Origin of the sequence: Amycolatopsis sp. NPDC024027, assembly GCF_040638975.1 — a bacterium.
GTDB lineage: Bacteria > Actinomycetota > Actinomycetes > Mycobacteriales > Pseudonocardiaceae > Amycolatopsis.
The window spans coordinates 179,168-203,655 of sequence record NZ_JBEZYY010000006.1 but is presented as its reverse complement, the minus strand read 5'-3'; the positions used below and the strand labels follow the sequence as shown (position 1 = coordinate 203,655).

The window sequence follows — 24,488 nt, the reverse complement described above, 5'->3', positions numbered from 1 at the left end:
CCCGGCCACCGGCCGAGCCCGCTGGATTCCTTTGTGGACGGTTACGGCACCGGCGCGGCCTGCGCCCGGGCCACGGCCTCGTCGCGGTCGGGCTGCAGCAGGTAGCCCGACCGCAGGGCCCGGTCCGCCGCCGCGGTGAACTTCGCGACGTAGGCAGCGTGGTCCGGGTACAGCTGCCGGATCCGGTCCGGCGTCAGCGGCGTGGTCGTGCCCAGCAGCAGGCACGCGCCCGGCACGTTGCCGCCGCTGTTGTTGGGGGAGTACGACGCCACCGGGACGTCGAGGTCGGGCAGCCGGACGCCGCCGAGGGCGTTCTGGTCGCCGTCGCGCAGAATGATGAGGTTGAGCAGCATCGCGATCGGCGTCGCGGCCGGCGGGGCCGCGCCGCCGCGCGCCCAGCGGTCGAGGTGGCGGAACGCGGCGTTCTCCGCGTAGCGGAACGTCATGCTGTTGACCGGCTTGTCGCACGTCGTCGGGGCGCCGTCGTTGATCGACTTGTCCCGGGCGTTGGCCGCGTTGTAGAGGTTCAGGCCGTATTGGTCGGCGTGCGCGGTGCCGGCGACCTCCCAGGTGCGGACCCGGGCGGTGTCCTGCCGGACCGAGGCCGACGCGATGACATCGGTCTCGGACTGCAGGATGAACACCGGGATGCCGAGATCGGTGCGGATCCGGGCCGACAGCGGGCCGACGACGCCGTCGCCGATCGGTGCCGCGAGGGCGGCCCGGCCGTGGATCATCAAGCCGTCGTAGCCGCGCCGCACCGGCTGGACCGCGTTCGCGTAGGTGGTCAGCCGCAGCGCGGACTGCGAGTGCCCGGTGCCCAGCACCACCGTCGCCGCCCGGCCGCCCAGGATCTGCGGGTTCGCCCGCACCGCCTGCGCGGCCTGCGAGAAGACGTCGTAGGAAAGCGCGTCGCCGCTGAGGTTCACCGCGCCGTACCGCGCGGGGTCGAGGCTCTTGAGCTTGTCGGCACCGGCTTTCTGGGTCGTCACGCCGACGTAGGCGTAGCCCTCGCGGACGAAGTGCTCGTAGGACTGCGAGAAGTCCACGGGGATGTCGACGCCGAAGCTGACGTTGAGCCATTCGACCACGACGGTGCCGTTGAACCGCATGGCGTCCCGCGGCCGCACCACGACCATCCGGGTGGTGTACGGGTTGCCGGTGGTGGCCACCCGGGTGGCCCAGCGGCCGTCTTCGGTCCACAGCCCCACCTGGTCGAACGTGTCGGCCTGGCCCGAGAGAAGGTACTCCTCCTCGACGTACCCGCGGGAGGCGAGGTCCAGGACGCCTTGGGCGCCGCTGACCGGCCAGCCCCGCCCGGCGTTCGCGGGCACCGCCGTGACGGTGGGGGTGGCGGCGGACGGCCCGGCTTGGGCGGTCCCGGTGGGCAGGACGGACGGCAGGAGCACGATCAGCAGCACGAGCAGCGCTCTGCGCATGGGGAAACCCTTCTGGCGGTGGCGGTGCCGGAGCGGCTCCCGGCTCCGGTACCGTCCACATCGGACACTGGCTGGTGACGGCCTGGCCGCCGCCTTTGTCTTCTACTCGCGGGTAATCGCGAGGGCAACGGCGTGCCCGCGAAGCGGCGGGAAGCCACCCGTGAACGCTCAGGGATGTGACAAGTCGACGGCGTGGGCGCTCGGCAACGGCCAATTCACGGAAAGTGCTTTCGCGGCCGCAACCTTGCGCAGGTGTCACTCGTTGCGCGACTATCTCGGGACGTTCTGCACGTGCATGCGCACGGCGAGGGGGAGTGGTGACCGAAGTGGCGCCGGCGGTGGCCGGGACGACGGACGTCCCGAGCGACGCGGCCTTGATCGCGGCGGTCCGCGGTGGCGACATCGCGGCGTACGGCGAGCTCTACGACCGGCACCTCCCCGCCGCCCGCCGGGTGGCGGCCGCGATCGCCGCCGACCGGGCGGAGCGCGACGACCTGATCGCCGAAGGATTCACCCGCGTACTGCGGATTCTGCGCTCCGGCGACGGGCCGGACGAGGATTTCCGGCCGTACCTGCTGACGACCATCCGGAACACGATGATCAGCTGGCGTCGGCGCGACGCGGCCGTCTCGGTGGTGGCCGAGGTACCGGACGTCCTGCCGGGTGCGGGCAGTGACGAGCCGGTCGGCAGCCGGTTGCACGCCACGGTCGCGGCGGACGCGTTCGCGAGCCTGCCCGAGCGGTGGCGCACGGTGCTGTGGCGGACCGAGATCGACGGCGAGTCGCCCGCCCGGATCGCCGAGGACCTCGGGATGACGCCGAACGGGGTGGCCGCGCTGGCCTACCGCGCCCGGGAGGGCCTGCGCCAGGCCTACCTGGACCAGCACGTTCCCGAGGCGCGGCGGCGCAACTGCAAGAACGTCTCCGCCCAGCTGGCCCGGTGGGTGCGCGACGGCATCTCCGACCACAAGGCGCACCGGATCACCGCCCACCTGGATCGCTGCGCGGACTGCCGGAAACTGGCCGCCGGCCTGCGGGAGCTCAACGAAGAGCTGCCCGCCACGGTGGCGCCGCTCATCCTGGGCCTGCCGGTCGTCTCGCACTGGCTGACCAGCACCGGGTCGCTCGCTTCGTCCGGCGCTGCCGCCGGCTCGGGTGCGTCCGCCCTGTCGTGGGCCACCGCGGCGAAGGTGGCCGCCGCGGGCGCGGCCCTGGTCACCACGGTGACGATCGGCGCGAGCACGTCGAGTGACGCCCCGCCGCCGCTGTCCGGGGGTGAGGGCACCACGACCCAGCCCGTGCGGACCGGGCCGCAGGCCGGCTCCGGTGTCCCGCCGGGCGGTGTCACGTCGCCGTCGGACGCGCAGGTCACGACCGGGCCCGGAGCCTCCGGCGTGGAGCCGACGGGCGCGCAGCCCGCGGGCGAGTCGTCGGGGGCCGCTGTCTCCGGGCAGCCGGCGGCGGCGGGCAGCGGCAACAACGGCAACGGCAACGGGAACGGGAACAACGGCAACGGGAACGGGAACAACGGCAACGGGAACGGCAACAACGGGAACGGCCTCGGGAACGACCCGGCCGCGAAGGAGTCCAAGCAGGCGGCCAAGTCCTCGTCGAAGGCTGCGAAGGAATCCGCGAAAGAGTCGAAGAAGGCCGAGAAGACGAAGAACCCCGGGGAATGACCCGGCGGCGCCGCGCGACGCCGGGTCATCCCGGTCAGCAGGGCTGCAGCAGCCAGCAGAGCCGGTAGTTCGCCTGGTAGGTCGCCCCCGTCGGCGGCGCGACGACGTTCTGCGTCCGCGCCCCGCCGTGCACCCAGCTGGTGAAGGCGTACTTCATGTTCAGCGGGGGCAGGTTCTGCGGGCTGTTCGCGCTGATCGAGTTGGTCGATCCGGCGATCACCGTCCGGGAGAACGGCGTGCGCTGCTGGGTCCCGCCGACGGTGAGCATCGCCTGGCTGGGGCTCGAGGTGAAGTTCAGCGTCACCGTCTTCGGCTGGAGGTCGATCGTCGTGGACCCGGTGCGGCCCGTCGAGTCCGTCGCGGTCAGCGTCAGCTGCAGGTACGACGGGTATTCGTGGTCCGGCGCGACGAACGACCCCGCGGCGACGCCGGGGAAGTCCTGGACGTTGTGGGTGTGGCAGGTGCCGTTGGCCGCGCAGTGCCGGATGGCGAGCCGCCACGACAGCGCCGAGGGTGGCAGTTCGCCGTCCTGGGCGTCGACGGCGCGCCCGGAGAACGGCACCGTCTGCCCGACCGACCAGGTCAGCGTGGCGGCCGGGGTGTCGATGACCGGCACCGGGTCGAGCCCGGGCGGGGTCCCGACGGTCACCCGGACCGTCGTGGTCGCCGACGCGCCGTGGGAGTCGGTCACCCGCAGCCCGGCGTCGACCGCCGCGGCGGTGGTGTAGGTCCAGGTGGGTCGCGGGGCCGCGGAGTCGTCGTAGGCGCCGTCCGCGTCGAGGTCCCAGGCGTAGGAGAGCGTGTCGCCGGCGTCGGGGTCGGTGGAGCCGGTGCCGTCGAACTGGACGGTCAGGGGCGCCGCCCCGCTGGACGGCGTCGCGGTGGCCGCGGCGACCGGCGGCCGGTTGGTGCCACCGGCGTAGCTCACCCGGCGCAGTTCACCGCTGCCCAGCGCGACGTAGAAGAGGTCACCGCCGGGGCCGGTGAGCACCTGCACCGGCGTGCTGACGCCGGTCACGAAGGGCACCAGCTTGGTGGGGCTGGGCTGGCCGGCGACGGTCTGCATCGCCCAGATGCAGCCGCGGGAGGAGTCGGCGAAGAACAGCGCGCCGGCGTACTCGGCCGGGTAGGTGCTGCCCGACTCGAAGGCGATCCCGCTGATCGAGGAGCCGCCGGTGGGACACGGGTCGGTGGCCACGACCTTGGCGCCGTGGTTGTAGGCGTAGAACGGCGCGGTCTGGCCGCCGGCGGAGTACAGCGATTCGCAGCGGTCGAGGTTCGCGCCGTCGTAGCCGGCCTGGCGTCCGGTGCCTTCGAAGCAGGGCCAGCCGAAGTTCTCGGCCACGGCGTCGCCGGCGTTCGGGATGCGGTTGATCTCTTCCCAGGTGTTCCAGCCGACGTCACCGGCCCACAGTTCGCTCGTGCCGGGGCGGAACCCGAACCGGAACTGGTTGCGCGAGCCGTAGGCGATGACGCGCCGGGCGTTGGCGTCGGTGCTGCTCGCGAACGGGTTGCCGGGCAGGCCGTCGCCGGTGTCGGGGTCGATGCGCAGGAGCGCGCCGTTGAGCAGCACGGGCTGCCCGGCCGCGCGGCGCGGGGACTGCGACCGCAGCGCGCCGCCTTCGGCCGACGGCGGGGACAGGTTCGTGCCGGCCGGCGAGGGCGGGTCGGCGCAGGGGTTGCCGACCTGGCCGTAGTCGGCGAAGTTGAAGCTGGCACCGTCGCCGCCGCCCGCGTACAGGGCGCCGTCCGGGCCGAAGGCCAGTGCGCCGACCGAATGGCTGGGGAACTGCTGGCACCAGCCGGTGACCAGCGGTTTCTCGCTGACCGCCGTCCCGTCGGGGCCCATGGTCAGCCGGGAGACGCGGCCGGTCACGACGCAGCCGGAGTCGGTCGCGCCCGGCGGGGTCGGGCAGGTGTCGCCCCACTTCGGCGCGGTCCCGCCCGGCAGGGCGTCGAGGGTGTAGGAGACGTAGACGTACGGCCGGGCCGGGAACGCCGGGTCGACCGCCAGCCCGAGCAGGCCGCGGTCCCAGAAGTCCTGCGTGGGTGTGCGGAGGTCGGCGAACACGGTCGCCGTCGGGTCGGCGAGGGAGTCGAACACCTTGAGCAGGCCGCTCTTCTCCGCGACGAACACCCGCCCGTCGGGGGCGAACGCGGCGGCGGTCGGCGAGCTGAGGCCGCCGATGGCGACCGTGTCGGTGAAGCCGGCGGGCACGGCGGCGGCCGGGGCCGCGGCGGCGACAGCCACCGCGAGGGCACCGGCGAGGGGCACGACCACCCCCGCCGCCAGTGCGCGTCTTGATCTTCGCGGAACCAGGGAACGACGAATACCCATCACGAACTCCTCGTGCGGCGGGGACCGGACTGGCGCGAACGCCGTCCGTTATGGCGCGGGAAGCCCGAATGTTGTTACGGCACAGACAAGAATGTGCACGAACAGCTCAATCCCGTTGAGGGTCAATGACTTACCGGCACTCGCGCGGCCGCCGCGGTGCCGCCATGCTGGTGACGTCCGGGGAGCGAGGAGGTCATCCGTGGTGGCGCTGCCGACGACGATGCACGCGTGGCGCGTCCTGCGGCCGGGCCCGATGGCGGCCGGGCCCGTGGACCTGGTGCGGGCGCCGGTGCCGCGGGCGGGCGCGGGGGAGCTGCTGGTGCGGGTGCTGGTGTGCGGGGTGTGCCGGACGGACCTGCACGTCGCCGAGGGTGATCTGCCGGTGCACCGGCCGGGGGTGACGCCGGGGCACGAGGTCGTCGGCGAGGTGGCCGGGCTCGGCGCCGGCGTCACGGGCTTCGCGCCCGGCGACCGGGTGGGGATCGCGTGGCTGCGCGCCACCTGCGGGCGGTGCCGGTACTGCCTGCGGGGGCGCGAGAACCTGTGCCCGGAGTCGCGGTACACCGGCTGGGACGCCGACGGCGGGTACGCGGAGTTCGCGGTCGTCCCGGCCGCGTACGCGCTACCGCTGCCCGGCGGCTACCGCGACGACGAGCTGGCGCCGCTGCTCTGCGCCGGGCTGATCGGGTACCGCGCGCTCGCACGGGCGGACCTGCCCGAAGGCGGCCGGCTGGGCGTCTACGGGTTCGGCGGGAGCGCGCACCTGACCGCCCAGGTGGCGATCGCGCGCGGCGCCACGGTGCACGTGCTGACGCGCAGCGCGGCCGCCCGTGAGCTGGCCCTGGCGCTCGGTGCGGCGTCGGCGGGGGACGCGGCCTCACCGCCTCCGGAACCGCTGGACTCGGCGATCCTCTTCGCGCCGGTCGGTGACCTGGTGCTCCCGGCGCTGGCCGCGCTCGATCGCGGCGGCACGCTGGCCATCGCGGGCATCCACCTGTCCGACGTTCCGCCGTTGGACTACCAGCGGCACCTGTTCCAGGAACGCCAGGTGCGCAGCGTCACCGCGAACACCCGGGCCGACGCGCGGGAGTTCCTGGACTTCGCCGGGCACCACCACCTGGAGGTCAGCACGGTGCCCTACGCGCTGGACGCGGCGGACCGGGCCTTGACCGACCTGGCCGCGGACCGGGTGAACGGTGCGGCGGTGCTGCGCGCAACGTGATGACGATGGTAACTCGATCGTGGTATCACTGATGATAACGTGGTTAGTATCAGTGTGAACATCGAGAAGGGGTGCGCCATGATCGTCATCACCGGGGGAACCGGGAAGCTCGGGTCGCGGATCGTCGACCGGCTGCTCGAGCGGGTGCCGGCCGCCGAGATCGGCGTCAGCGTCCGGGAGCCGGAGCGCGCGGCCGAGCTCGCCGCCCGGGGCGTCCGCGTCCGGCGGGGTGACTTCGCCGACCCGGGCTCGCTCGCCGAGGCGTTCGAGGGGGCGGCGCAGGTCCTCGTCGTTTCGACGGACGAGCTGGGCGAGCGGGCCGTCGAGCACCACGTCGCGGCGATCGACGCCGCGCGCTCGGCGGGGGCGAAGCGTGTCCTCTACACCAGTCACCAGGCCGCGGCGGACGATTCGCTGTTCGTTCCCATGGCCGACCACGCCGCTACCGAGCGCAGGGCCGGCGAAGGGCCGTTCACCGCGCTCCGGAACGGTTTCTACGCCAGTACGGTGCCGCTGCTGCTGGGTGAGGCGCTCGAAACCGGTGAACTGGCCGCGCCGGCCGACGGGCCGGTGTCCTGGACGGCGCACGCCGACCTCGCCGAAGCCGCGGCGATCATCCTCGCCGACGAGGGCCGGTTCGACGGGCCGACACCGCCGCTGACCGCACCGGTGGCCCTCGACCTCGGGGACGTCGCCGCCCTGCTCACCGACCTCGCCGGGCGGCCCGTGCGGCGAGTGGTGGTCTCCGACGAGGCGTGGGTGGCCACGCTGACCGGACACGGCGTCCCGGCGGCGCAGGCGGAGCTGTTGCTCGGCATGTTCCGGGCCGCCCGGCGCGGCGCGTTCGCCACCGCCGGGCCGGAGCTCGAAGACCTGCTCGGCCGGCCGGCGACGCCGCTTCGGGCGGTGCTGGCCGGGGCGCTCGAGCGGTGACCGGGGCAGCGGCGGCGCGGCGCGGAATCCACAGTGGACGGCCACGGGGCCGGCGGAGGGTACAAGAGGTATACAACGCCGGTGTATGCATTTTGGACGGCCGGCTGGCGTACTCCTCCCCATGCGAACTCCGAAAGTGATGCTGCTCGCGCTGGCCGTGGCGGCCGGCGCACTGGCCCTGCCCGGGACGGCGAGTGCCGCCTACAGCGACCCGCTGACGACGACGGCCAAGCAGAACCTGGTGTGGCACGCCACGCCGGCCGCCGCGCTGACCGCGCTGGACGGCGCGCTGCCGAACGTCAGCCTCAACACCGTCGTCAACGACACCAGCTACGACATGACCGGCTGCACCGCCGCGGAAAAGGCCTCGCTGCCCAAGGCGCCGGTGGCCACCAAGTCGATGTGCTGGGACGCCGACCGCGCCGGGACGAAGACGTGGACCCCCCAGGGCCTCACGACCTCCGGTGACGCCGACAACGACGGCAAGTGGGGCGACGACAAGATCATCCTGTCCGGCTGGCACGGCACCGCCGCACTGAGCACCGACGACCGCGATCGGTACAACGACGCGCGGATCCAGGCGATCAACTACAACGACCCCGCCAAGCCGTCGTACCGGATGATGTACCTGGCCGTGCCCAACAGCACCGGCAGCACCTTCTCCGCCGCCCAGGCGCACATGGGCGGGATGGCCTGGTACGGCGACAAGATCTACGTGACGGCCGAGGGCGACACCTCGACCGCGATCCGGGTGTTCAGCACCAAGCACATCCTGCAGATGACCGACACGACGTCGGACACGATCGGCAAGACGTCGTCCGGGTATGCCGCCTGGACCTACAAGTACGCGATGATGCAGATCGGCTACTACAGCTACGCGGGCGGTACCTGCACCATGAAGTCCGACACGGCGGTGCCGTGCTTCTCGTCGATGTCGCTGGACCGCAGCACCAGCCCGGCGAGCATCGTGACGTCGGAGTACTTCAAGGAGACGAACCTCCACGGCCGCCTCTACCGCTACCCGATGGGCGAAGACTTCCTGCTGGCGGCCTCGTCCGGCACGGTCCCCGCGAGCGAGGCCTTCCGCAGCAACGTGGGCAACGTCCAGGGAGTCCTGTCCAACGGCGGGAAGTGGTACGTGGCCCACAGCTCGGCGACCACCAACGGCCAGCTCTGGGCCCAGACGACGGCGAAGAGCACCTCCGCGACGTGCGGCACCGGGACGACGGCCTGCTGGGCCATGCACCCGGAGGCGTTGACGTACGACTCGTCGACGGGCCTGGTGTGGTCCTCGGCGGAGTGGTCCACGGCCGAATGCACGGCCGGCAGCCAGACCTGCGGCCGCTCGGTGTTCGCCGTGCCGCTGTCCTCGCTGCCCGCGTGAGCTGAACTAAGACGCAAGCAGGGCCGCTCCGAGCGCCGTGATCAGGTACACGACCTGGCGCCCGGAGCGTTCCCGCGCGACCAGGCCGTTCTCGCGCAGGACTTTCAGGTGCTGTGACACGGCGCTGGGGGTGACCCCGAGAGCCCGGGCCAGATCGGTGGTGGTCGCGGGCGAGCGCACGGCTTCGAGGAGCCCGGCCCGCGCCCGGCCGAGCAGCCGGACCGTGCCGCCCGACGGCGGCCGGGTCCCCGCCGTCCACAACGCGCCGCATCCGCGAGCCGGGTAGCGGACCGTGGTCTGCGTGGATGTGTGCCCCTTCACCAGCACGTACGGCGAGCCGAGCGCGACGGGGATGAGGACCAGGCCGTCCGGACCCCGGTCGACGGCACTGTCGGCCCGCTCCCGGTCGCCGGTCAGCAGCAGCCTGCCGTCGCGCCAGTGCAGGTCCGGGTGCAGGCCGTCGAACAGCTTTTCGCTGCCGCCGCGGCGAGGACCCGCGCCCGGTGCGCGACGTCGGCGTCGAGCGTGGCCCGGATCCGCGGCCAGTGCGGCGCGACCAGCCGGTCGTGCGCCGCCCGGAGCTCGGCGGCGATGGCCCGGAGCCCGGCCGCCGGCCGGGCGGCGAGTTCGGCGGTGGTCCCGGCGAGCCCGGCACCGAACACCCGGCCGAGGCTGGCCCGGACCTGCCCGGCGGTCGTCCGCCGCAGTGCGGCCAGATCGTCCTCTATGGACGGTCCGGCACCCCGTGGCGCGGGGACGAGGAACTCCGGCCAGTTGGGCCGGTCGCTCACGATCAGCGGCCAGGTCCACGGGAGCTCGAGCGGCGCGCGGGCGAGTTCGTCCTCCGCCCAGCGCAGCCACGGCAGCGTGACCTCCTGCCGGCCCCGGCCGGCCAGCTGCTGGAGGCACGCGACGGTTTCCGACAGCGGCGAAATCGCGAACCGGGTCCTCGCCAGCTCGGCCACACCGAGCTCGATCGCACACGCCATGGCCCGATTATGTAGCGCAGCGCTAAATGGTGTCCCGCGTTCGCGGCGGGCCCGAGGTTCCGGAATGGCCCGGACCGACGCGAAACCCCGGCTTCCGCAGGCCTATCTGCGGCTTTGGCTGGCGACCGGCATCGACAACTTCGGCACCGGGGCGTTCACCGCGGCGGTGCCCCTCCTGGCCGTCACGGTCACCCACGACCCACGGCTCGTGTCGCTGGTCGCGACCGCGGCGTACCTGCCGTGGCTGCTGCTGTCCCTCCCGGCCGGCTCGCTGGCCGACCGGCACGACCGCGCCACGCTGATGTGGCGGGCCCAGGCGGGGCAGGCCGCGCTGGCCGGCACCGCCGCCGTCGTGGTCGCCTGCGGTGGGCTCAGCCTCCCGGTCCTCGTCGTCACCGCGTTCGGGCTCGGCGCCGGTGAAGTCGTCTTCGGCACCGCCGCGCAGGCGATCGTGCCGGATCTCGTCGCGAAGCCGTTGCTGCCGCGGGCCAACGGCCGCCTGCAGGCGATCACCACCTTCGCCGATCAGTTCGCCGGGCCGCCGGCGGGCAGCCTGCTGTTCGGCTTGGCGGCGGCCCTCCCGCTCGGGCTCGACGCCGTCTCGTTCGGGTTGGCCGCGGTGCTGGTGGCGACGGTGCCCCGGCGAGCCGGGAACATCCCTGCGCGCACCGGACTCAAGGAAGGCGTCGCCTGGCTCTGGCGGCACCGGCTGCTGCGCATCCTCGCGATCCTGCTCGGCGTCAACACCTTCTGCGGCCAGCTCGCCTACGCGACGCTGGTCCTGCTGGCGACCCAGGTCCTGCACCTGGACGCGCGCGGCTACGGGCTGCTGCTCACCGGAGCGGCGCTCGGCAGTGTGCTCGGCGGCCTGGTCGGCGTCCGGGTCGTGACCCGGATCGGCGCCTTGCCGGCGCTGCTGACCGCGCTGATCGTCAACGCGGCGGCGTTCGCGGGGATCGGCTTGAGTCCCGGTGCCGTGGTGCTCGGCGCGTTCCTCGCGCTGAACGGGTTCGTCACGACGCTGTGGAACGTGGTCACCGTCGGGCTCCGCCAGCAGTGCGTGCCGTCCGGCTTGCTCGGCCGGGTCACCAGCGTGTACCGGCTGGTGGGCTGGGGACTGATCCCGGCAGGCACCCTGACCGGCGGGCTGGTGGCGCACGCGCTCGGCCTGCGCGCGCCCTACCTCGTCGCCGGCGCGGTGCGGGGGATCGCGCTGGTGGTCGTGTTGCCGGTGCTGATCCGTGCCCTGCGGGATTCCGGCTGACCGGCGCTGCACGTGGCGGCGGCGGTCAGGCGCCGGGGTGCCCGCAGGCGTAGACGTTCGCCGAGGCCAGCGTCACGCAGGCGGGACAGGTGTTGACCGGCCGGTCCCGGCGGCCGAAGTACGGGTGGCGGGCGCCGCACAACGCCTGGATCACGTCCCCGGGCCGGGGATCCGGGTGGCACCGGGGACAGTAGGCGTGCGCGGCGCGTTCGACGTCGGCGCTCATGTCACCCGGGTACCCGGATGTCATGGGCGCCAACCCGCCGCCACGCCCACACGGACCGGCCGCCGGTGAAGCACCAGATCGCGATGACCGGGTCGCAGATCGCGCAGCCGAACGACGAGCCGTGGGCGAACGGCAGGATCGGCTGGCCCTTGAGGTGGTGGACGATGTCCCAGCCGGTGTGCAGCAGCCAGCCGATGCCGATGAACGTCCACGAGTCGAGCCCGCGGAACGCGACGTAGGTCAGCAGCGCGCAGAACACCAGCTCCCACGGCCCGAGCGCGCCGCCGGAGAGGTAGGCCGCTCCCGCGCCGCCCACCATGACGGCGTTGAACCGCTGCCGGTGCCGCTCCGGGATCAGGGAGTTGAGCATGACGTAGGCGAGGCCGATGAGGATCGGCGCCAGGATCTCGATCACGGGGTTCGACGTTAGGAACCGGTGGTGCCGGCGGCCAGCGGCCCGGAAGTCAGGGAGCGCCGAGATCCAGCCACCATTTTAACTCAAGCGGTTGACTTAAAATCGGGTACGCTGCGGCCATGACCCCGACCGAACCCGCGCGCTCCCGCGAGAAGCCGTCGCGGCCCGGTGCTGCCATGACCGTGCCGTGGTCCGCGGTGGCGCCCGAGCTGCGCGGCCGGGTCCGGTGGGTGCCGCGGCTGCCGCTGGAACGGGCCTGGGTGCGGCGCCTGGTGCGGGCGGCGAGCGCGCGGACGCGGCCGCCGGCACTGCCGGACGTCACCGTCGAGCTGCGCCCCGGCCTGCGCGTGTACCGGCCGCGGACGCCCCGGTCCGGCCGCACGCTGCTGTGGATCCACAGCGGCGGCCTGGTCATCGGCGGGGCCGCCCAGGACGACCGGTTCTGCGCGGGGACGGCGGCCGGGCTCGGCATCACCGTCGTGTCGGCCGAATACCGCCTCGCGCCGGAACACCCGTACCCGGCGGCGCTCGAGGACTGCCACGCCGCCTGGACGTGGCTGCGGGGCCACGTCGCCGCCGAGCAGGTTGTCGTCGGCGGCCAGAGCGCCGGCGGCGGGCTCGCCGCGGCGCTCGTGCAGCGCCTGCACGACGAGGGCGAGCGACCGCGTGCGCAGTGGCTGTTCTGCCCGATGCTCGACGACCGCACCGCCGCCCGCCGCGGTCTCGACACCGCCGGGCACCGCGTCTGGGACAACCGCCTCAACCGCTTCGGCTGGCGGGCCTACCTCGGGACCGAACCAGGCGCGCCGGTCGTGCCGCTGTACGCGGTACCCGCGCGGCGGGACGACGTCACCGGGCTGCCGGAGACCTGGATCGGCGTCGGCGACATCGACCTGTTCCACGACGAAGCCGCCGAATACGCCCGGCGCCTTCGCGCGGCGGGCGTCGCCACCACGTTCCACGTCGTGCCCGGCGGGCCGCACGGGTTCGAGGCCTGGGCGCCGTCGAGCGAGCTCAGCCGCCGCTACCTGGCCGCGGCGCGGGCGTGGCTGGGCCGGCTCCGGTGATCGCGTCCGTAAGGTGGAGCCCGGCAGGGCGGACGGGTGACCGGGTGGGTGGATGAACGTCAAGGCGGATCGCGCGAGTGCCACGCGGGAGAGCATTCTCGTCACCGCGGAGCGGCTGTTCGCCGAGCACGGCGTGCACGCGGTGTCCAACCGGCACATCAGCGAGGCGGCCGGGCAGGGCAACAACGCCGCCGTCAACTACCACTTCGGCACCAAGGTGGACCTGGTCCGCGCGATCGCCCGCAAGCACTTCGGCCGGATCGAGCGGCTGCGCGAGGAGCTCGTCGACGCCATCGACGGCGACGGTGAGCTGCGGGACTGGGTGGCCTGCCTGGTCCGCCCGAGCACGAGCTACTTGCACGAACTGGGCTCCCCGACGTGGTTCGCGCGGTTCAGCGCCCAGGTGATGACCGACCCGGCGCTGCGGGCGATCATCGCGGAGGAGTCGCTGTCCTCGCCGGCGCTGGCCCGCGCGGTCGAGGGCCTCAACCGCTGCCTGGACGGCCTCCCGCCCGACGTCCGCGCCGAGCGCGGCGACATGGCCCGCCAGCTGATGATCCACATGACGGCCGAGCGCGAGCGGGCCTTGGCCGAGGGCACGCCCACCCCCCGCGCGAGCTGGAACGACGCGGGCACCGGCCTGATCGACGCCGTCACCGGCCTGCTGCTCGCCCCGGTGACCCCGGCTTCCTGACCCGCCCGGACGGCACCGGGTTCGGGTTCTGACCCGGCGCGGTCGCGGTCGCTGCCATCTCGGTTGATCCGAGACCACGGCTGCCGTACTACTTGCCGCATGAGCCGACCGCGCGAATCGACCTCAGCAGGTCTCGTGTTCCGCAGCCAGAGACCTGCCCGCGTCTCTCCGCGGTCACTGTTCCTGCACGTCGCCCTCCTCCTGCTGCTGGCGACCGTCGTCGCCATCGGCTTCGGCACGCTGCTCTGGCTCGGGCTGGGCAGTCCGGACGTCACGTCACCGGCGGCCCCTTCGACCGCCGTTCCCAAAACCGGCGGTACGACAGCACCACCCGCGCTGACCGCCGGCGAACGGCTGGAAGCCCTGAAGGTCGTTCTCGCGGTGGTGGCCGGGATCGGCGCGGTCGTCGCATTGACTGTCGCCTACCGCAAGCAGCGCGACGCGGAGCTGGCCGAGTACCGCGAGGACGCGAAGGCCTACGCCGACCGGTTCGGCAAGGCGGCCGACCAGCTGGGCAGCGCGGAATACGTCGTGCGAACCGGAGGCGTCTACGCGCTGGCGGAGCTGGCGGACGAATGGATCGACGGCCGGCAGACGTGCATCGATCTCCTCTGCGCCTACCTGAGGATGCCCTACGTCGCCGACACGGCTTCCGCCGACTACTCCGAGGGCAATCGTGAAGTCCGTCGCGTCATCATCCGCGTGATCCGCAACCACCTGCGTGACGACTGGAGCGCCGTGTCCTGGCGCGGCTACCGGTTCAGCTTCGAAGGCGCGGTGTTCGACTGCGGGGACTTCTCGAAGGCTCATTTCCGCGGCGGGAACGTCACCTTCCACAAGGCTCGTTTCGTGGCGGGGCACGTCGAGTTCCAGGATGCCGAGTTCGAGGGCACCCCGGTCTGGTTCAGCAAGGCCGAATTCACCGGCGCGCACGTCGATTTCCGCCGGGCAACCTTCGCGGGCGCCAAGACCTCGTTCAAGGGGGCCGTGTTCTCGGCGGGTCGAGTCGAGTTCGACGGTGCACATTTCGCCGCTGGAGAAGCCAGCTTCGAAAATGCCGTGCACGAGGGATCCGTCGCCACCTTCGAAGGCCTCACGCACACCGGTGGAACCGTCGACTGGGGGCCGTTCCCCGAACCTTCGGCCTGACCGGGACACTCCACGGACCCGGCCGGACGACACGCGTGCCTGGGTGGACGACACGCGTACCTGGATGGACGACACGCGTACCTGGACGGTCGGTTCGTCCGGGCGGATGGATCGGGCCGCCGGAGTTCGTCGTCTCGGACGAACGGCCGCGCCGCCGATCCTCCTAACGTCACCTCGATCGGGTGGTGACGAGGAGGCGGCGGGTGCGGACACTCTTGCGGGGCGGCCGGGTCGTCGATCCGGGGACCGGGTTCGACGGCGTCGCCGACGTGCTGCTGGCCGGTGGCGCCGTCGAGGCGGTCGGGGCCGGGCTGACGGCGCCGGACGCGACCGAGGTCGACGTCACCGGGCTCGTCGTCGGGCCCGGGTTCGTCGATCTGCACAGCCACGTCCACTCCGTCGCCGGGCAGCGGCTGCAGGCGATGGACGGCGTCACCACCGCGCTCGACCTCGAAGCCGGCCTGATGCCGGTCGAGCGGGCCTACGCCGAAGCCGCCGCGGCCGGGCGGCCCCTGCACTACGGCTTCTCCGCCTCCTGGGGCGCGGCCCGGGCGCAGGTCCTCGCCGGGATCGAGCCCGACGCGAACATCGACAGCGGCCTCGCCGTCCTGGGCAACCCCGCGTGGCAACGCTCTTCGTCACCGACGGAACTGGCCGCCTGGCTGTCCCTTTTGGACACCGAGCTCGCGGCCGGTGCCCTCGGGATCGGGGTGCTCATGGGGTACGCGCCGCAGACCGCGCCCGGCGAGTTCCTGGCGGTCGCCCACCTCGCGGCGACGGCCGGGGTGCCGACCTACACCCACGTCCGCGAGCTCGTCGAGGTCGATCCCGCGATCCCGGTCGACGGCTCGGCCGAGATCGCCGCCGCGGCGGGGGAGACCGGCGCCGCGATGCACCACTGCCACGTCAACAGCACCTCCGGCCACCACATCGACCGCGTCCTCGCCACCCTCGACGACGCCCGCCGCGCCGGCTCCCGCGTCACCGTCGAGGCCTACCCCTACGGCGCGGGCAGCACGGCGGTCGGTGCCGCCTTCATCGAGCCGGACCGCCTGCGGCTCAAGGGACTCCGGCCGTCCAGCGTGGTCATCCTCGAAACCGGGGAACGCGTGCGCGACGAAGCCCGCCTGCGGCAGCTGCGGCGGGACGACCCGGGCGCGCCGTGCCTGCTGGAGTTCCTCGACGAAGAGGACCCCCGCGAACGCGCGCTGCTGCACCGGGCCCTGGCCTTCCCGGACGCCGTCGTCGCCAGCGACGCGATGCCCGTGTCCTGGCCGGACGGCCGCGGCGAAAGCCTCGAGTGGCCGCTGCCGCCCGGCGGCCGGACGCACCCGCGCACCGCGGGCACCTTCGCCAAGACCCTGCGGCTGATGGTCCGCGAAGCGGGCGCCTGGAGCTGGCTCGAGGCGTTCCGGCGCTGCTCGTACCTGCCCGCGCGGCTGCTCGACGACGTCGCGCCCGCCGCCCGCCGCAAGGGCCACCTGGGCACCGGAGCCGACGCCGACCTCGTCGTCCTCGATCCGGAGCGCATCACCGACACCGCCACCTACGCCGACCCCACCCGGCCTTCCCGGGGGGTCCGGCACCTGTTCGTCGCCGGCGTTCCGGTGGTCGCCGGCGGAAAGCTGGACGCGCGAGCGCTGCCCGGCAAGCCCCTGCGGGGTGAGCCCCGGTGAGCGACCTGATCGCGGACATCGAAACGCTCGTCCGCTGCGAATCGCCGTCGGACGACCACGAAGCCGTCGCGCGCAGCGCCGAAGCCGTCGCCGCCGTCGGCCGGCGCCTCCTCGGCGCCGAGCCGGAGCGCCTGGTCACCGACGGGTGCACGCACCTGCGGTGGCGCTTCGGCGACGGCCCGCCCCGGGTCCTGCTGCTCGGCCACCACGACACCGTGTGGCCGCTGGGCTCCCTGCGGACGCACCCCTTCGCCGTCGAGGACGGCATCCTGCGCGGCCCGGGGTGTTTCGACATGAAGGCCGGCGTGGTGTTGGCCCTGCACGCGGCCGCGGCGCTGCCGGACCGCACCGGCGTGGCCATCCTCATCACCGGCGACGAGGAGATCGGGTCCCCGCTGTCCCGCGCGCTCATCGAGGAAGAGGCTCGCAGCTGTGACGCGGTGTTCGTGCTCGAAGCCTCGGCCGACGGCGGCGCGCTGAAGACCCGCCGCAAAGGCGTTTCCCGGTACTGGATCGAAGTCGAGGGCCGGGCCGCGCACGCCGGCCTCGAACCCGAGAAGGGCGTCAACGCCGGGATCGAGGTGGCGCACCAGATCCTCGCGGTGGCCGCCCTCGCCGACCCGGACCGCGGGACCACCGTCGTCCCGACCGCGCTGAGCGCCGGGACCACGACCAACACCGTCCCCGCCGCGGCCACCGTCGCGGTGGACGCGCGGGTGTGGGACACGGCCGAGCAGGACCGCGTCGACCGGGCCGTGCGGAGCCTGGCCCCGGTGCTCGCGGACGCGCGGATCCGGATCGGGGGCGGGATCAACCGGCCGCCGCTGGAGGCGGCCGCGTCCGCGGAGCTGTTCGAACTCGCGGACGCAGTGGCGGGGAAGCTCGGGATCGGACCGCTCACCCGCGCCGCGGTCGGCGGCGCGTCGGACGGCAACTTCACGGCGGGGCTGGGCATCCCGACGCTCGACGGCCTCGGCGCGGTGGGCGGGGGAGCGCACGCCGACGACGAACACGTCGTCGTCGCGGAGCTGCCCCGGCGGACCGCGTTGCTCGCCGCCCTTGCCGAAACCGTGCTGGCGCAACGCAGTTCGTCCGATCCGACGAACGCGCACGAAGAATCCGGTGCGGGACAACGGTGACCGGCGACGAGCGTCCGGAAAGGATGGTGGGCGTGACAGAAGTCGTGACGAACACAGCCCCGCCGCTGCGGGACGAGGCAGCCGCCGCCGCGGCCGGTGCCGCCCTCGCCTCGGGCGTCCGGATCCGCACCCTGGCCGAGGTCGCCGACCTGGCCGCGGTGTCCCGGCTCTTCGAATCGATCTGGCGGCCCGCACCGGGGAACCCCCTGGTCACGGCCGAACTGCTGCGGGCGATGGCCTCGGCGGGCAACTACGTCGCCGGGGCCTTCGACGGACCCGAGCTGCTCGGCGCCTGCTTCGGGTTCTTCGGCGAGCCCGCGAAGGGAGGACTGCACAGCCACATCGCCGGGGTCGCGACCACCGGGCACGGCCGCGGCATCGGCTTCGCGCTCAAGCTGCACCAGCGCGCGTGGGCGCTGCGCCAGGGAGTCGCGGAGATCTCCTGGACGTTCGACCCGCTGGTGCGCCGCAACGCGCACTTCAACCTGACCAAGCTCGCCGCCCGCCCGGCGCACTACCTGCCGGACTTCTACGGCCCGATGCAGGACGGCATCAACGGCACCGGCGACACCGACCGCCTCATGGTCGCCTGGGACCTGGCGAGCCCGTCCGTGCGGACGGCCGCCGCCGGCCGGCCGGACCGGGTGGACGCGGCGGCGCTGCGGGCCCGGGGAGCCGCCGTCGCGCTGGCGGCCGGCCCGGACGGCGGCCCGGTCACCGGTGCCGCGGACGCGCCGGTGGTGCTGGTCGCCGTCCCACCGGACATCGAGGCGCTCCGGCGCACCGACCCGGACCAGGGCCGGGCGTGGCGCGTCGCACTGCGGGAGGTCCTCGGCGGCCTGCTCGCCGGCGGCGCCTCGGTCACCGGATTCGATCGTGCCGGCTGGTACGTGCTCACCAAGGAGCCTTCGTCGTGAAACTCACCGGTGTGGAACTCCTCCGCGTGCGGATGCCCTTGGTGGCCCCGTTCCGGACGTCGTTCGGGACGCAGTCCGCGCGCGAACTGCTGCTCCTGCGCGTGGTGACGTCCGAGGGCGAAGGCTGGGGCGAGTGCGGGGCGATGGCCGGCCCGCTCTACTCGTCGGAGTACATCGACGGCGTCGAGCACGTGCTGCAGGCCTTCCTCGTGCCCGCCCTCCTCGCCGCCGGAGACCTCACGGCGCACAAGGTCGCGCCGCTGCTGGCGAAGGTCAAGGGCCACCGGATGGCCAAGGCCGCGCTGGAAATGGCCGTGCTCGACGCCGAGCTGCGAGCGCACGGCCTGTCCTTCGGCACGGCGCTCGGGTCCACGACGGACTCCGTGCCGTGCGGGGTGTCGGTCGGGATCATGGACTCGATCCCGCAGCTGGTGGACGTCGTCGGCGGCTACCTCGACGCCGGGTACCTCCGCATCAAGCTGAAGATCGAGCCCGGCTGGGACGTCGAGCCGGTGCGCGCGGTCCGCGAACGCTTCGGCGACGACATCCTGCTGCAAGTCGACGCGAACACCGCGTACACGCTCTCGGACGTCCCGCAGCTGCAACGGCTCGACCCGTTCGGGCTGCTGCTGATCGAGCAGCCCCTGGAAGAGGAGGACGTGCTCGGCCACGCCGAACTGGCCCGGCACCTCCGGACGCCGATCTGCCTGGACGAGACCGTCGTGTCGGCGGCGTCGGCCGCGGCCGCGATCCGGCTCGGCGCCTGCCGGATCGTCAACATCAAGCCGAGCCGGGTCGGCGGCTACCTGGAAGCGCGGCGGGTGCACGACGTCTGCGCCGCGCACGGCATCCCGGTCTGGTGCGGCGGGATGCTCGAAACCGGGCTCGGCCGGGCCGCCAACGTCGCGCTGGCGTCGCTGCCCGGGTTCACCTTGCCCGGCGACACCTCGGCGTCGGACCGGTTCTACCGCACCGACATCACCGAGCCGTTCGTGCTCGAGGCCGGACGGCTGCCGGTGCCGTCCGGGCCCGGTCTCGGCGTCACGCCGATCCCGGAGCGGCTGGCCGAGGTGACCACCGCGAAGTCCTGGCTCGCCTAGCGAAACGAGAGGTCCCCATGCCGAAACTCCCCGAACTTTCCGCCTGGCTGGAATCCCGGCTCCCCGCCCTGCTGGCCGAGCACCACGTGCCCGGCGCGGCCGTCGCTGTGTACGCCGGCGGCGAGATCGTCGACCACGCCGCCGGGGTGCTCAACACGGGCACCGGCGTCGAAGCGGACGTCGATTCGGTGTTCCAGATCGGCTCGATCACCAAGGTCTGGACGACCACCCTGGCCATGCAGCTCGTCGACGAAGGCGCCCTCGACATCGAGGAGCCGGTCCGGAAGTACCTGCCGGAGTTCGTCCTCGCCGACGACGACGCGGCCGCACGGATCACCGTCCGGCAGCTGATGTGCCACACCGCCGGGTTCGAGGGGGACATCTTCACCGACACCGGCCGCGGCGCCGACTGCATCGAGAAGTACGTCGCGACCCTCGGCGACGTGCCCCAGCTGTTCGCCCCCGGCGAGATGTTCTCCTACAACAACGCCGCGTTCTGCGTGCTCGGCCGGATCGTGGAAGTCCTGCGCGGCAAGACCTACGGCGAATGCCTCCAGGACCACCTGTTCACCCCGCTCTGCCTGACGCACGCGGCGCCGAGCCCGTACGAGGCGATCCGGTTCCGGGCCGCGCTGGGCCACCTGACGCCGGCGCCCGGCGCCGACCCGGAACCCGCCGGCACCTGGGCGCTGGCGCCGTCGAACGCCCCCGCCGGCTCGATGCTCGCCATGCGGCCGCGCGACCTGGTCACGTTCGCCGCGATGCACCTGAAGGACGGCGAAGGCCCCGACGGCACCCGCGTGCTGGGCGCGGACAGCGCCCGCGCCATGCGGGAACGCCTGGTGGAGCTGCCCGACCTGGGTATCTTCGGCGACGCGTGGGGTCTCGGCTGGTCACTGTTCGACTCGCCCGGCGGCAAGGTGGTCGGCCACGACGGCGGCACGATCGGCCAGTCCGCGTTCCTGCGCGTGGCCCCGGAGCACGGCGTCGCGGTGGCCCTGCTGACCAACGGCGGCGACCCGATCGCCGTCTACACCGAGGTGATCGGGCACGTCCTGCGCGAGCTGACCGGCATCGAACTGGCCGCGCCGCCGGTGCCCGACCCGGCCGCGCCACGCTTCGACGCCTCGCGGTACGTCGGGGAGTACTCGTCGTCGGTGGCGGACATCGTGGTCAGCCAGGACGAAGACGGCCGCGTCTGGGTCGAGCGCGTCCCGAAGGGGATCTTCGCGGAGCTGGCCAAGCCGGAGAAGATCGAGCTGGTCGCGCTGAACGGCGACACGCTGATCCTGGCCGAGCCGATGCAGGGCATGTACGTGCCGTACGCCTTCGTCGGGGACGACGGCACCGGCCGCGCGCTGTACCTGCACACCGGCCGGGCCGATCGGCGGGTGACCGCGTGAGCGGCGTCGAGGCGGAGATCGCCGGGGTCTTCGCCGCGGTGGGCGCGCACGGCTTCCTGCACGCGCGGGAAATCGGCGGCGGACCCGAGGTCGCCGTCGGCGCGGACGACCCGGTGGTGCTGGCGTCGGTGTTCAAGATCCCGGTCGCCGTCGCCTACGCCCGGGAAGTGGCCGCGGGCCGGCTGGACGAGACCGCCCGGACCCGCGTCGGCCCGCGCTACCGCATCGGCGGCATCGGCACCGCGGGCTGCGCCGACGACGTCGAACTGAGCTGGCGCGACCTCGCGCTGTTCATGCTGACGATGAGCGACAACGCCGCCACCGACGTCGTCTACCACCGGATCGGCCAGGACGCCGTCGACCGCCTGCTCGCCGACCTGGACCTGCGGCGCACCCGGCTGATCGGCTGCTGCGAGGACCTGTTCGCCTCCGTCCTCGCCGACGTCGGGGCGCCCGAAGACGCCGACGTCGACGCCGTGTTCGCGGGTGCGACCGCCGAGCAGACGTGGAAGCTCGCGGTGCTGGACCCCGCGCGCACGACGTCGTCCACCCCGCGCGAGATCTCCGAGCTGCTCGACGCGGTGTGGACCGACCGCGCCGCCGAGCCGGCGGCGTGCGAGCGGGTCCGCTCGATGATGGCCCGGCAGATCTGGCCGCACCGGCTCTCGTCCGGCTTCGGCTCGGACGTCGCGGTCGCGGCCAAGACCGGCACGCTGCCCGCGGTCCGCAACGAGGCCGGCGTCGTGTCCTTTCCGGACGGCCGCCGCTTCGCCGTCGCGGTCTTCACCCGCGCGAACTCCCTGGCCGAACGGCAACCCGCCATCGACGCGGCGATCGGCAAGGCCGCCCGCCTCGCCGTGGACCACCTGCGGAAGGAAACCCCATGACCCAGACACGGACGGCGGTGGTCCTGCTCGGCGCGCTCGCCCTCGCGGCGACGGCCTGCGGGGGACCGGGTGGCGCCGGCGCGCCCGGCGGCGCGTTGGCCGACGGCAAGACGTTCACCCTCGGGATCGCGTCCGACCCGGGCAACCTGGACCCGCACATGTCGGTGCTGTCGGTGACCGGCCAGGTCGACCGGTTCCTCTACGACTCGCTGCTCGAACTCACCCCCGACGGCAAGCCGCTGCCCGCGCTCGCCGAAAAGTGGGACGCCACGACCACCACGGCGTCGTTCACCCTGCGGCCCGGCATCACCTGCGCGGACGGCACTCCGCTGACCGCCGCCGACGTCGCCGCGAACATCGGGTTCGTCGGCGACCCGGCGAACAAGTCGCCCTTCGCCGGCCTGACGATCTCGCCCGGCACGAAGGCCACCGCCGACGAAGCCACCCGGACGGTCACCGTGACCAGCGGCGCGCCCGACGCGTTCCTGCTCCGCAACGCCGGTGGCCTGCCGATCGTCTGCGGCAAGGGACTGGCCGACCGGAAACTCCTGGCCAAGGGCGGCAGCGGCACCGGCATGTTCGCCGTCTCCGAGATCGTGCCGAACGACCACTACACGTTCACCCGCCGCAAGGACTACACGTGGGGTCCGGGGGACTGGAAGGCGCAGCAGGCCGGCCTGCCGGACAAGGTCGTCGCCCGGGTCATCCCGAACACCTCGACGGCGACGAACCTGCTGCTCTCCGGTGAGCTGAACGCGAGCCAGATCAACGGGCCGGACCGCCAGCGGCTGGAAGCGCGGAAGCTCTACCACGCGGACTTCCTCGCGCCGCTCGGGGAAATCTTCTACAACCAGGCCGCCGGGCGCCCCGGCCAGGACGAGTCCGTGCGCCGCGCCCTCACCCAGGCCCTCGACCTGGCCCAGCTCGGCAAGGTGCTGACCAACGGCACCGGCAAGTCGTCGCAGAGCCTGGTCACCGCCGAGCCGAAGGCCTGCTCGGGCGACACCGTCACCGGCCACCTGCCCACGCACGACCCGGCGGCGGCCGCGTCCGCTTTGGACAGTGCGGGCTGGAAGGCCGGCCCGGACGGCGTGCGCGTCAAGGGCGGCAAGCGGCTGGCGCTCACCGTCCTCTACGGCACCCAGCTCGGCCCGACGATGGCGCCCACCGCCGAACTGGCCCAGCAGACGTGGAAATCCCTCGGCGCCGACGTCACGCTCAAGGCCGTCGACAGCCCGGGGCTGTCCCAGGTGCTGTTCGGCACCGGCGAGTGGGAGGTCTCCCTCGGCCCGGTCGGGCTCACCCTGCCCAGCCAGCTGGTGCCGTTCGTGTCCGGTCCGGCGGCGCCGGACGGGACGAACTTCGGCCACATCGCCAACCCGGAATACGAGCAGGGCGTGAAGCAGGCGGCCGCGATGAGCGGCGAGGCCAGCTGCCCGGCCTGGCAGGCCGCGGAGACCGCGTTGGTCAAACGCGTCGACGTGGTGCCCTACATCGACTCCGTCGTGCCGTACTACGCGAGCGGTTCGCGGTTCGACGTCAGCCAGGGCAGCGTCACGCCGTCGTCGATCCGGATGTACGCGCGATGACCACCGCGGCGGCGCCCGCCCGCCTGCGCGGCGGACCGTGGCCGGCGTTCGCCGCCCGGCGGCTGACCCGGTTCGCCGTCTCGTTGTGGGCGCTGGTCACCGCGGCCTTCCTGATGATCCACCTGGTGCCGGGCGACCCGGTGCGCGCCGCGCTCGGGATGACCGCCCCGGCCGACCTGGTGCGGGCGAAACGGCTGGAGCTCGGCCTGGACGACCCGCTGTGGGTGCAGTACGGGCACTACCTGCGCGGCCTGCTCACCGGCGACCTCGGGACGTCGATGGCGAGCGGCCAGCCGGTCACGCAGGTGATCGGCGACCGGCTGCCGGCGACCCTGCAGCTGGCGATCCCCGCCTTCGCCGTCGTGGTGGCCGTCGCGATCCCGGTCGGCGTCGTCTTCGCGGTGCTGACCCGCGGCGGCCGCCGCCGGGGCAGCGAGCTGGCGTTCACGTCGGTGAGCGTCTTCCTCGCGGCCGTGCCGGAGTTCCTGGTGGCGGTCGCGCTGGTGGCGCTGTTCGCGGTCGGGCTCGGCTGGTTCCCGGTGGCCGGCGGCGACGACGCGAGCGCGTACGTGCTGCCGGTCGCCGCCCTGGCGACCGGGCCGTCGGCGGTGCTCGCCCGGATGGTCCGGGTGGAGCTGCTGTCCGTGCTGGGCGCCGACTTCGTCCGCACCGCGCGGGCGAAGCGGCTGCCCGCGCGGCTGGTCTACGTCCGGCACGCGCTGCCGAACGCGCTGACCGCGACCCTGACGCTGGGCGGGCTGATGCTGACCGGCCTGGTCGCGGGCACGGTGCTGGTGGAGAACGTGTTCGCCTGGCCCGGCCTCGGCTCGACGATCGTGCAGTCGATCCTGCAGAAGGACTACCCGCTCGTCCAGGGGATCGTGCTGGTCTACGGCGTCGGCGTGCTGTTGGTGAACCTGCTGGTCGACGTCGTGCTCGGGCTGCTCGACCCGCGCTCGGCCATTCGGGAGGCGTGAG

22 protein-coding genes are annotated in these 24,488 nt (G+C 73.3%); 16 read left to right on the top strand and 6 right to left on the bottom strand.

The genetic code is table 11. The features are described 5' to 3' along the window. Positions 1-41: 41 nt before the first annotated feature. Positions 42-1,439, bottom strand: a complete 1,398-nt coding sequence (locus AB0F52_RS17510; RefSeq protein WP_360171361.1) for an alpha/beta hydrolase domain-containing protein — start codon at positions 1,437-1,439, stop codon at positions 42-44. Between the two features lie 317 nt (positions 1,440-1,756). Between AB0F52_RS17510 and AB0F52_RS17505 the strand changes: the two genes are divergently transcribed. Then, on the top strand, positions 1,757-3,118 hold the full coding sequence (locus AB0F52_RS17505) for a sigma-70 family RNA polymerase sigma factor (protein WP_360171358.1): 1,362 nt from the start codon (positions 1,757-1,759) through the stop codon (positions 3,116-3,118). Between the two features lie 34 nt (positions 3,119-3,152). On the opposite strand, the gene AB0F52_RS17500 is transcribed toward AB0F52_RS17505, so the two are convergent. Continuing rightward, positions 3,153-5,456: a PQQ-dependent sugar dehydrogenase gene (locus tag AB0F52_RS17500; RefSeq protein ID WP_360171355.1), complete on the bottom strand. Its 2,304-nt coding sequence runs from the start codon at positions 5,454-5,456 to the stop codon at positions 3,153-3,155. A gap of 220 nt (positions 5,457-5,676) precedes the next feature. Here AB0F52_RS17500 and AB0F52_RS17495 point away from each other — a divergent pair, with 220 nt between their 5' ends. From AB0F52_RS17495 to AB0F52_RS17485, 3 genes are all read left to right on the top strand, one after another. After that, positions 5,677-6,678 (top strand): zinc-binding alcohol dehydrogenase family protein, encoded by a 1,002-nt coding sequence (locus AB0F52_RS17495; protein ID WP_360172034.1) that lies wholly within the window; start codon positions 5,677-5,679, stop codon positions 6,676-6,678. Between the two features lie 78 nt (positions 6,679-6,756). Beyond that, positions 6,757-7,611 carry an NAD(P)H-binding protein gene (locus AB0F52_RS17490; protein ID WP_360171352.1) on the top strand — a complete coding sequence of 285 codons (855 nt, stop codon included), beginning with the start codon at positions 6,757-6,759 and terminating at the stop codon, positions 7,609-7,611. A 121-nt stretch (positions 7,612-7,732) separates the two neighbouring features. Next, positions 7,733-8,995 carry a hypothetical protein gene (locus AB0F52_RS17485; RefSeq protein ID WP_360171349.1) on the top strand — a complete coding sequence of 421 codons (1,263 nt, stop codon included), beginning with the start codon at positions 7,733-7,735 and terminating at the stop codon, positions 8,993-8,995. Positions 8,996-9,001: 6 nt separating this feature from the next. On the opposite strand, the gene AB0F52_RS17480 is transcribed toward AB0F52_RS17485, so the two are convergent. Continuing rightward, positions 9,002-9,316: a helix-turn-helix domain-containing protein gene (locus tag AB0F52_RS17480; RefSeq protein WP_360171346.1), complete on the bottom strand. Its 315-nt coding sequence runs from the start codon at positions 9,314-9,316 to the stop codon at positions 9,002-9,004. Between the two features lie 92 nt (positions 9,317-9,408). Then, on the bottom strand, positions 9,409-9,984 hold the full coding sequence (locus AB0F52_RS17475) for a hypothetical protein (RefSeq protein WP_360171343.1): 576 nt from the start codon (positions 9,982-9,984) through the stop codon (positions 9,409-9,411). A 64-nt stretch (positions 9,985-10,048) separates the two neighbouring features. Here AB0F52_RS17475 and AB0F52_RS17470 point away from each other — a divergent pair, with 64 nt between their 5' ends. Beyond that, the gene (locus AB0F52_RS17470) at positions 10,049-11,248 is read left to right on the top strand and encodes an MFS transporter (protein WP_360171340.1); all 1,200 of its coding nucleotides are present in this window, start codon (positions 10,049-10,051) and stop codon (positions 11,246-11,248) included. A gap of 25 nt (positions 11,249-11,273) precedes the next feature. Here AB0F52_RS17470 and AB0F52_RS17465 read toward each other — a convergent pair whose 3' ends face one another. After that, positions 11,274-11,474 (bottom strand): hypothetical protein, encoded by a 201-nt coding sequence (locus AB0F52_RS17465; RefSeq protein WP_360171337.1) that lies wholly within the window; start codon positions 11,472-11,474, stop codon positions 11,274-11,276. 1 nt (position 11,475) lies between these two features. After that, positions 11,476-11,889: a DUF6010 family protein gene (locus AB0F52_RS17460; protein WP_360171334.1), complete on the bottom strand. Its 414-nt coding sequence runs from the start codon at positions 11,887-11,889 to the stop codon at positions 11,476-11,478. Positions 11,890-12,008: 119 nt separating this feature from the next. On the opposite strand from AB0F52_RS17460, the gene AB0F52_RS17455 reads away from it, so the two are divergent. The 11 genes from AB0F52_RS17455 to AB0F52_RS17405 all read left to right on the top strand — a co-directional run bounded on the left by AB0F52_RS17455 (position 12,009) and on the right by AB0F52_RS17405 (position 24,487). After that, complete coding sequence (locus AB0F52_RS17455; RefSeq protein WP_360171331.1) at positions 12,009-12,956, top strand: alpha/beta hydrolase; 948 nt, start codon at positions 12,009-12,011, stop codon at positions 12,954-12,956. A 52-nt stretch (positions 12,957-13,008) separates the two neighbouring features. Further along, positions 13,009-13,650 carry a TetR/AcrR family transcriptional regulator gene (locus tag AB0F52_RS17450; protein WP_360171328.1) on the top strand — a complete coding sequence of 214 codons (642 nt, stop codon included), beginning with the start codon at positions 13,009-13,011 and terminating at the stop codon, positions 13,648-13,650. Between the two features lie 99 nt (positions 13,651-13,749). Beyond that, the gene (locus AB0F52_RS17445) at positions 13,750-14,799 is read left to right on the top strand and encodes a pentapeptide repeat-containing protein (RefSeq protein WP_360171325.1); all 1,050 of its coding nucleotides are present in this window, start codon (positions 13,750-13,752) and stop codon (positions 14,797-14,799) included. A 203-nt stretch (positions 14,800-15,002) separates the two neighbouring features. Beyond that, a complete protein-coding gene (locus AB0F52_RS17440; RefSeq protein WP_360171322.1) occupies positions 15,003-16,475 on the top strand; it encodes an amidohydrolase family protein in 1,473 nt (490 codons plus the stop codon). Next, a complete protein-coding gene (locus AB0F52_RS17435) occupies positions 16,472-17,614 on the top strand; it encodes a M20 family metallopeptidase (RefSeq protein WP_360171319.1) in 1,143 nt (380 codons plus the stop codon). The genes AB0F52_RS17440 and AB0F52_RS17435 overlap by 4 nt, the downstream gene beginning before the upstream one ends. 23 nt (positions 17,615-17,637) lie before the next feature. Then, positions 17,638-18,531 carry a GNAT family N-acetyltransferase gene (locus AB0F52_RS17430; RefSeq protein ID WP_360171316.1) on the top strand — a complete coding sequence of 298 codons (894 nt, stop codon included), beginning with the start codon at positions 17,638-17,640 and terminating at the stop codon, positions 18,529-18,531. Further along, positions 18,528-19,631, top strand: coding sequence for an o-succinylbenzoate synthase (gene menC / locus AB0F52_RS17425; protein ID WP_360171313.1), 1,104 nt, complete (start codon positions 18,528-18,530; stop codon positions 19,629-19,631). Before AB0F52_RS17430 ends, menC begins: the two co-directional genes overlap by 4 nt. Positions 19,632-19,648: 17 nt before the next feature. Next, positions 19,649-21,034: a serine hydrolase domain-containing protein gene (locus AB0F52_RS17420; RefSeq protein ID WP_360171310.1), complete on the top strand. Its 1,386-nt coding sequence runs from the start codon at positions 19,649-19,651 to the stop codon at positions 21,032-21,034. Beyond that, positions 21,031-21,921, top strand: coding sequence for a serine hydrolase (locus AB0F52_RS17415; protein WP_360171307.1), 891 nt, complete (start codon positions 21,031-21,033; stop codon positions 21,919-21,921). Before AB0F52_RS17420 ends, AB0F52_RS17415 begins: the two co-directional genes overlap by 4 nt. Continuing rightward, positions 21,918-23,510, top strand: coding sequence for an ABC transporter substrate-binding protein (locus tag AB0F52_RS17410; RefSeq protein WP_360171304.1), 1,593 nt, complete (start codon positions 21,918-21,920; stop codon positions 23,508-23,510). The genes AB0F52_RS17415 and AB0F52_RS17410 overlap by 4 nt, the downstream gene beginning before the upstream one ends. Next, positions 23,507-24,487 (top strand): ABC transporter permease, encoded by a 981-nt coding sequence (locus AB0F52_RS17405; protein WP_360171301.1) that lies wholly within the window; start codon positions 23,507-23,509, stop codon positions 24,485-24,487. The genes AB0F52_RS17410 and AB0F52_RS17405 overlap by 4 nt, the downstream gene beginning before the upstream one ends. The last annotated feature ends 1 nt before the right edge of the window (position 24,488 follow it).

Bases quoted from the DNA above. Each gene is read 5' to 3' on its own strand.
- AB0F52_RS17510 (WP_360171361.1), bottom strand. From the start codon at position 1,439: ATGCGCAGAGCGCTGCTCGTGCTGCTGATCGTGCTCCTGCCGTCCGTC.
- AB0F52_RS17500 (WP_360171355.1), bottom strand. From the start codon at position 5,456: ATGGGTATTCGTCGTTCCCTGGTTCCGCGAAGATCAAGACGCGCACTG.
- AB0F52_RS17495 (WP_360172034.1), top strand. From the start codon at position 5,677: ATGCACGCGTGGCGCGTCCTGCGGCCGGGCCCGATGGCGGCCGGGCCC.
- AB0F52_RS17490 (WP_360171352.1), top strand. From the start codon at position 6,757: ATGATCGTCATCACCGGGGGAACCGGGAAGCTCGGGTCGCGGATCGTC.
- AB0F52_RS17485 (WP_360171349.1), top strand. From the start codon at position 7,733: ATGCGAACTCCGAAAGTGATGCTGCTCGCGCTGGCCGTGGCGGCCGGC.
- AB0F52_RS17475 (WP_360171343.1), bottom strand. From the start codon at position 9,984: ATGGCGTGTGCGATCGAGCTCGGTGTGGCCGAGCTGGCGAGGACCCGG.
- AB0F52_RS17470 (WP_360171340.1), top strand. From the start codon at position 10,049: ATGGCCCGGACCGACGCGAAACCCCGGCTTCCGCAGGCCTATCTGCGG.
- AB0F52_RS17465 (WP_360171337.1), bottom strand. From the start codon at position 11,474: ATGAGCGCCGACGTCGAACGCGCCGCGCACGCCTACTGTCCCCGGTGC.
- AB0F52_RS17455 (WP_360171331.1), top strand. From the start codon at position 12,009: ATGACCCCGACCGAACCCGCGCGCTCCCGCGAGAAGCCGTCGCGGCCC.
- AB0F52_RS17450 (WP_360171328.1), top strand. From the start codon at position 13,009: ATGAACGTCAAGGCGGATCGCGCGAGTGCCACGCGGGAGAGCATTCTC.
- AB0F52_RS17445 (WP_360171325.1), top strand. From the start codon at position 13,750: ATGAGCCGACCGCGCGAATCGACCTCAGCAGGTCTCGTGTTCCGCAGC.
- AB0F52_RS17430 (WP_360171316.1), top strand. From the start codon at position 17,638: ATGGTGGGCGTGACAGAAGTCGTGACGAACACAGCCCCGCCGCTGCGG.
- AB0F52_RS17420 (WP_360171310.1), top strand. From the start codon at position 19,649: ATGCCGAAACTCCCCGAACTTTCCGCCTGGCTGGAATCCCGGCTCCCC.
- AB0F52_RS17410 (WP_360171304.1), top strand. From the start codon at position 21,918: ATGACCCAGACACGGACGGCGGTGGTCCTGCTCGGCGCGCTCGCCCTC.
- AB0F52_RS17405 (WP_360171301.1), top strand. From the start codon at position 23,507: ATGACCACCGCGGCGGCGCCCGCCCGCCTGCGCGGCGGACCGTGGCCG.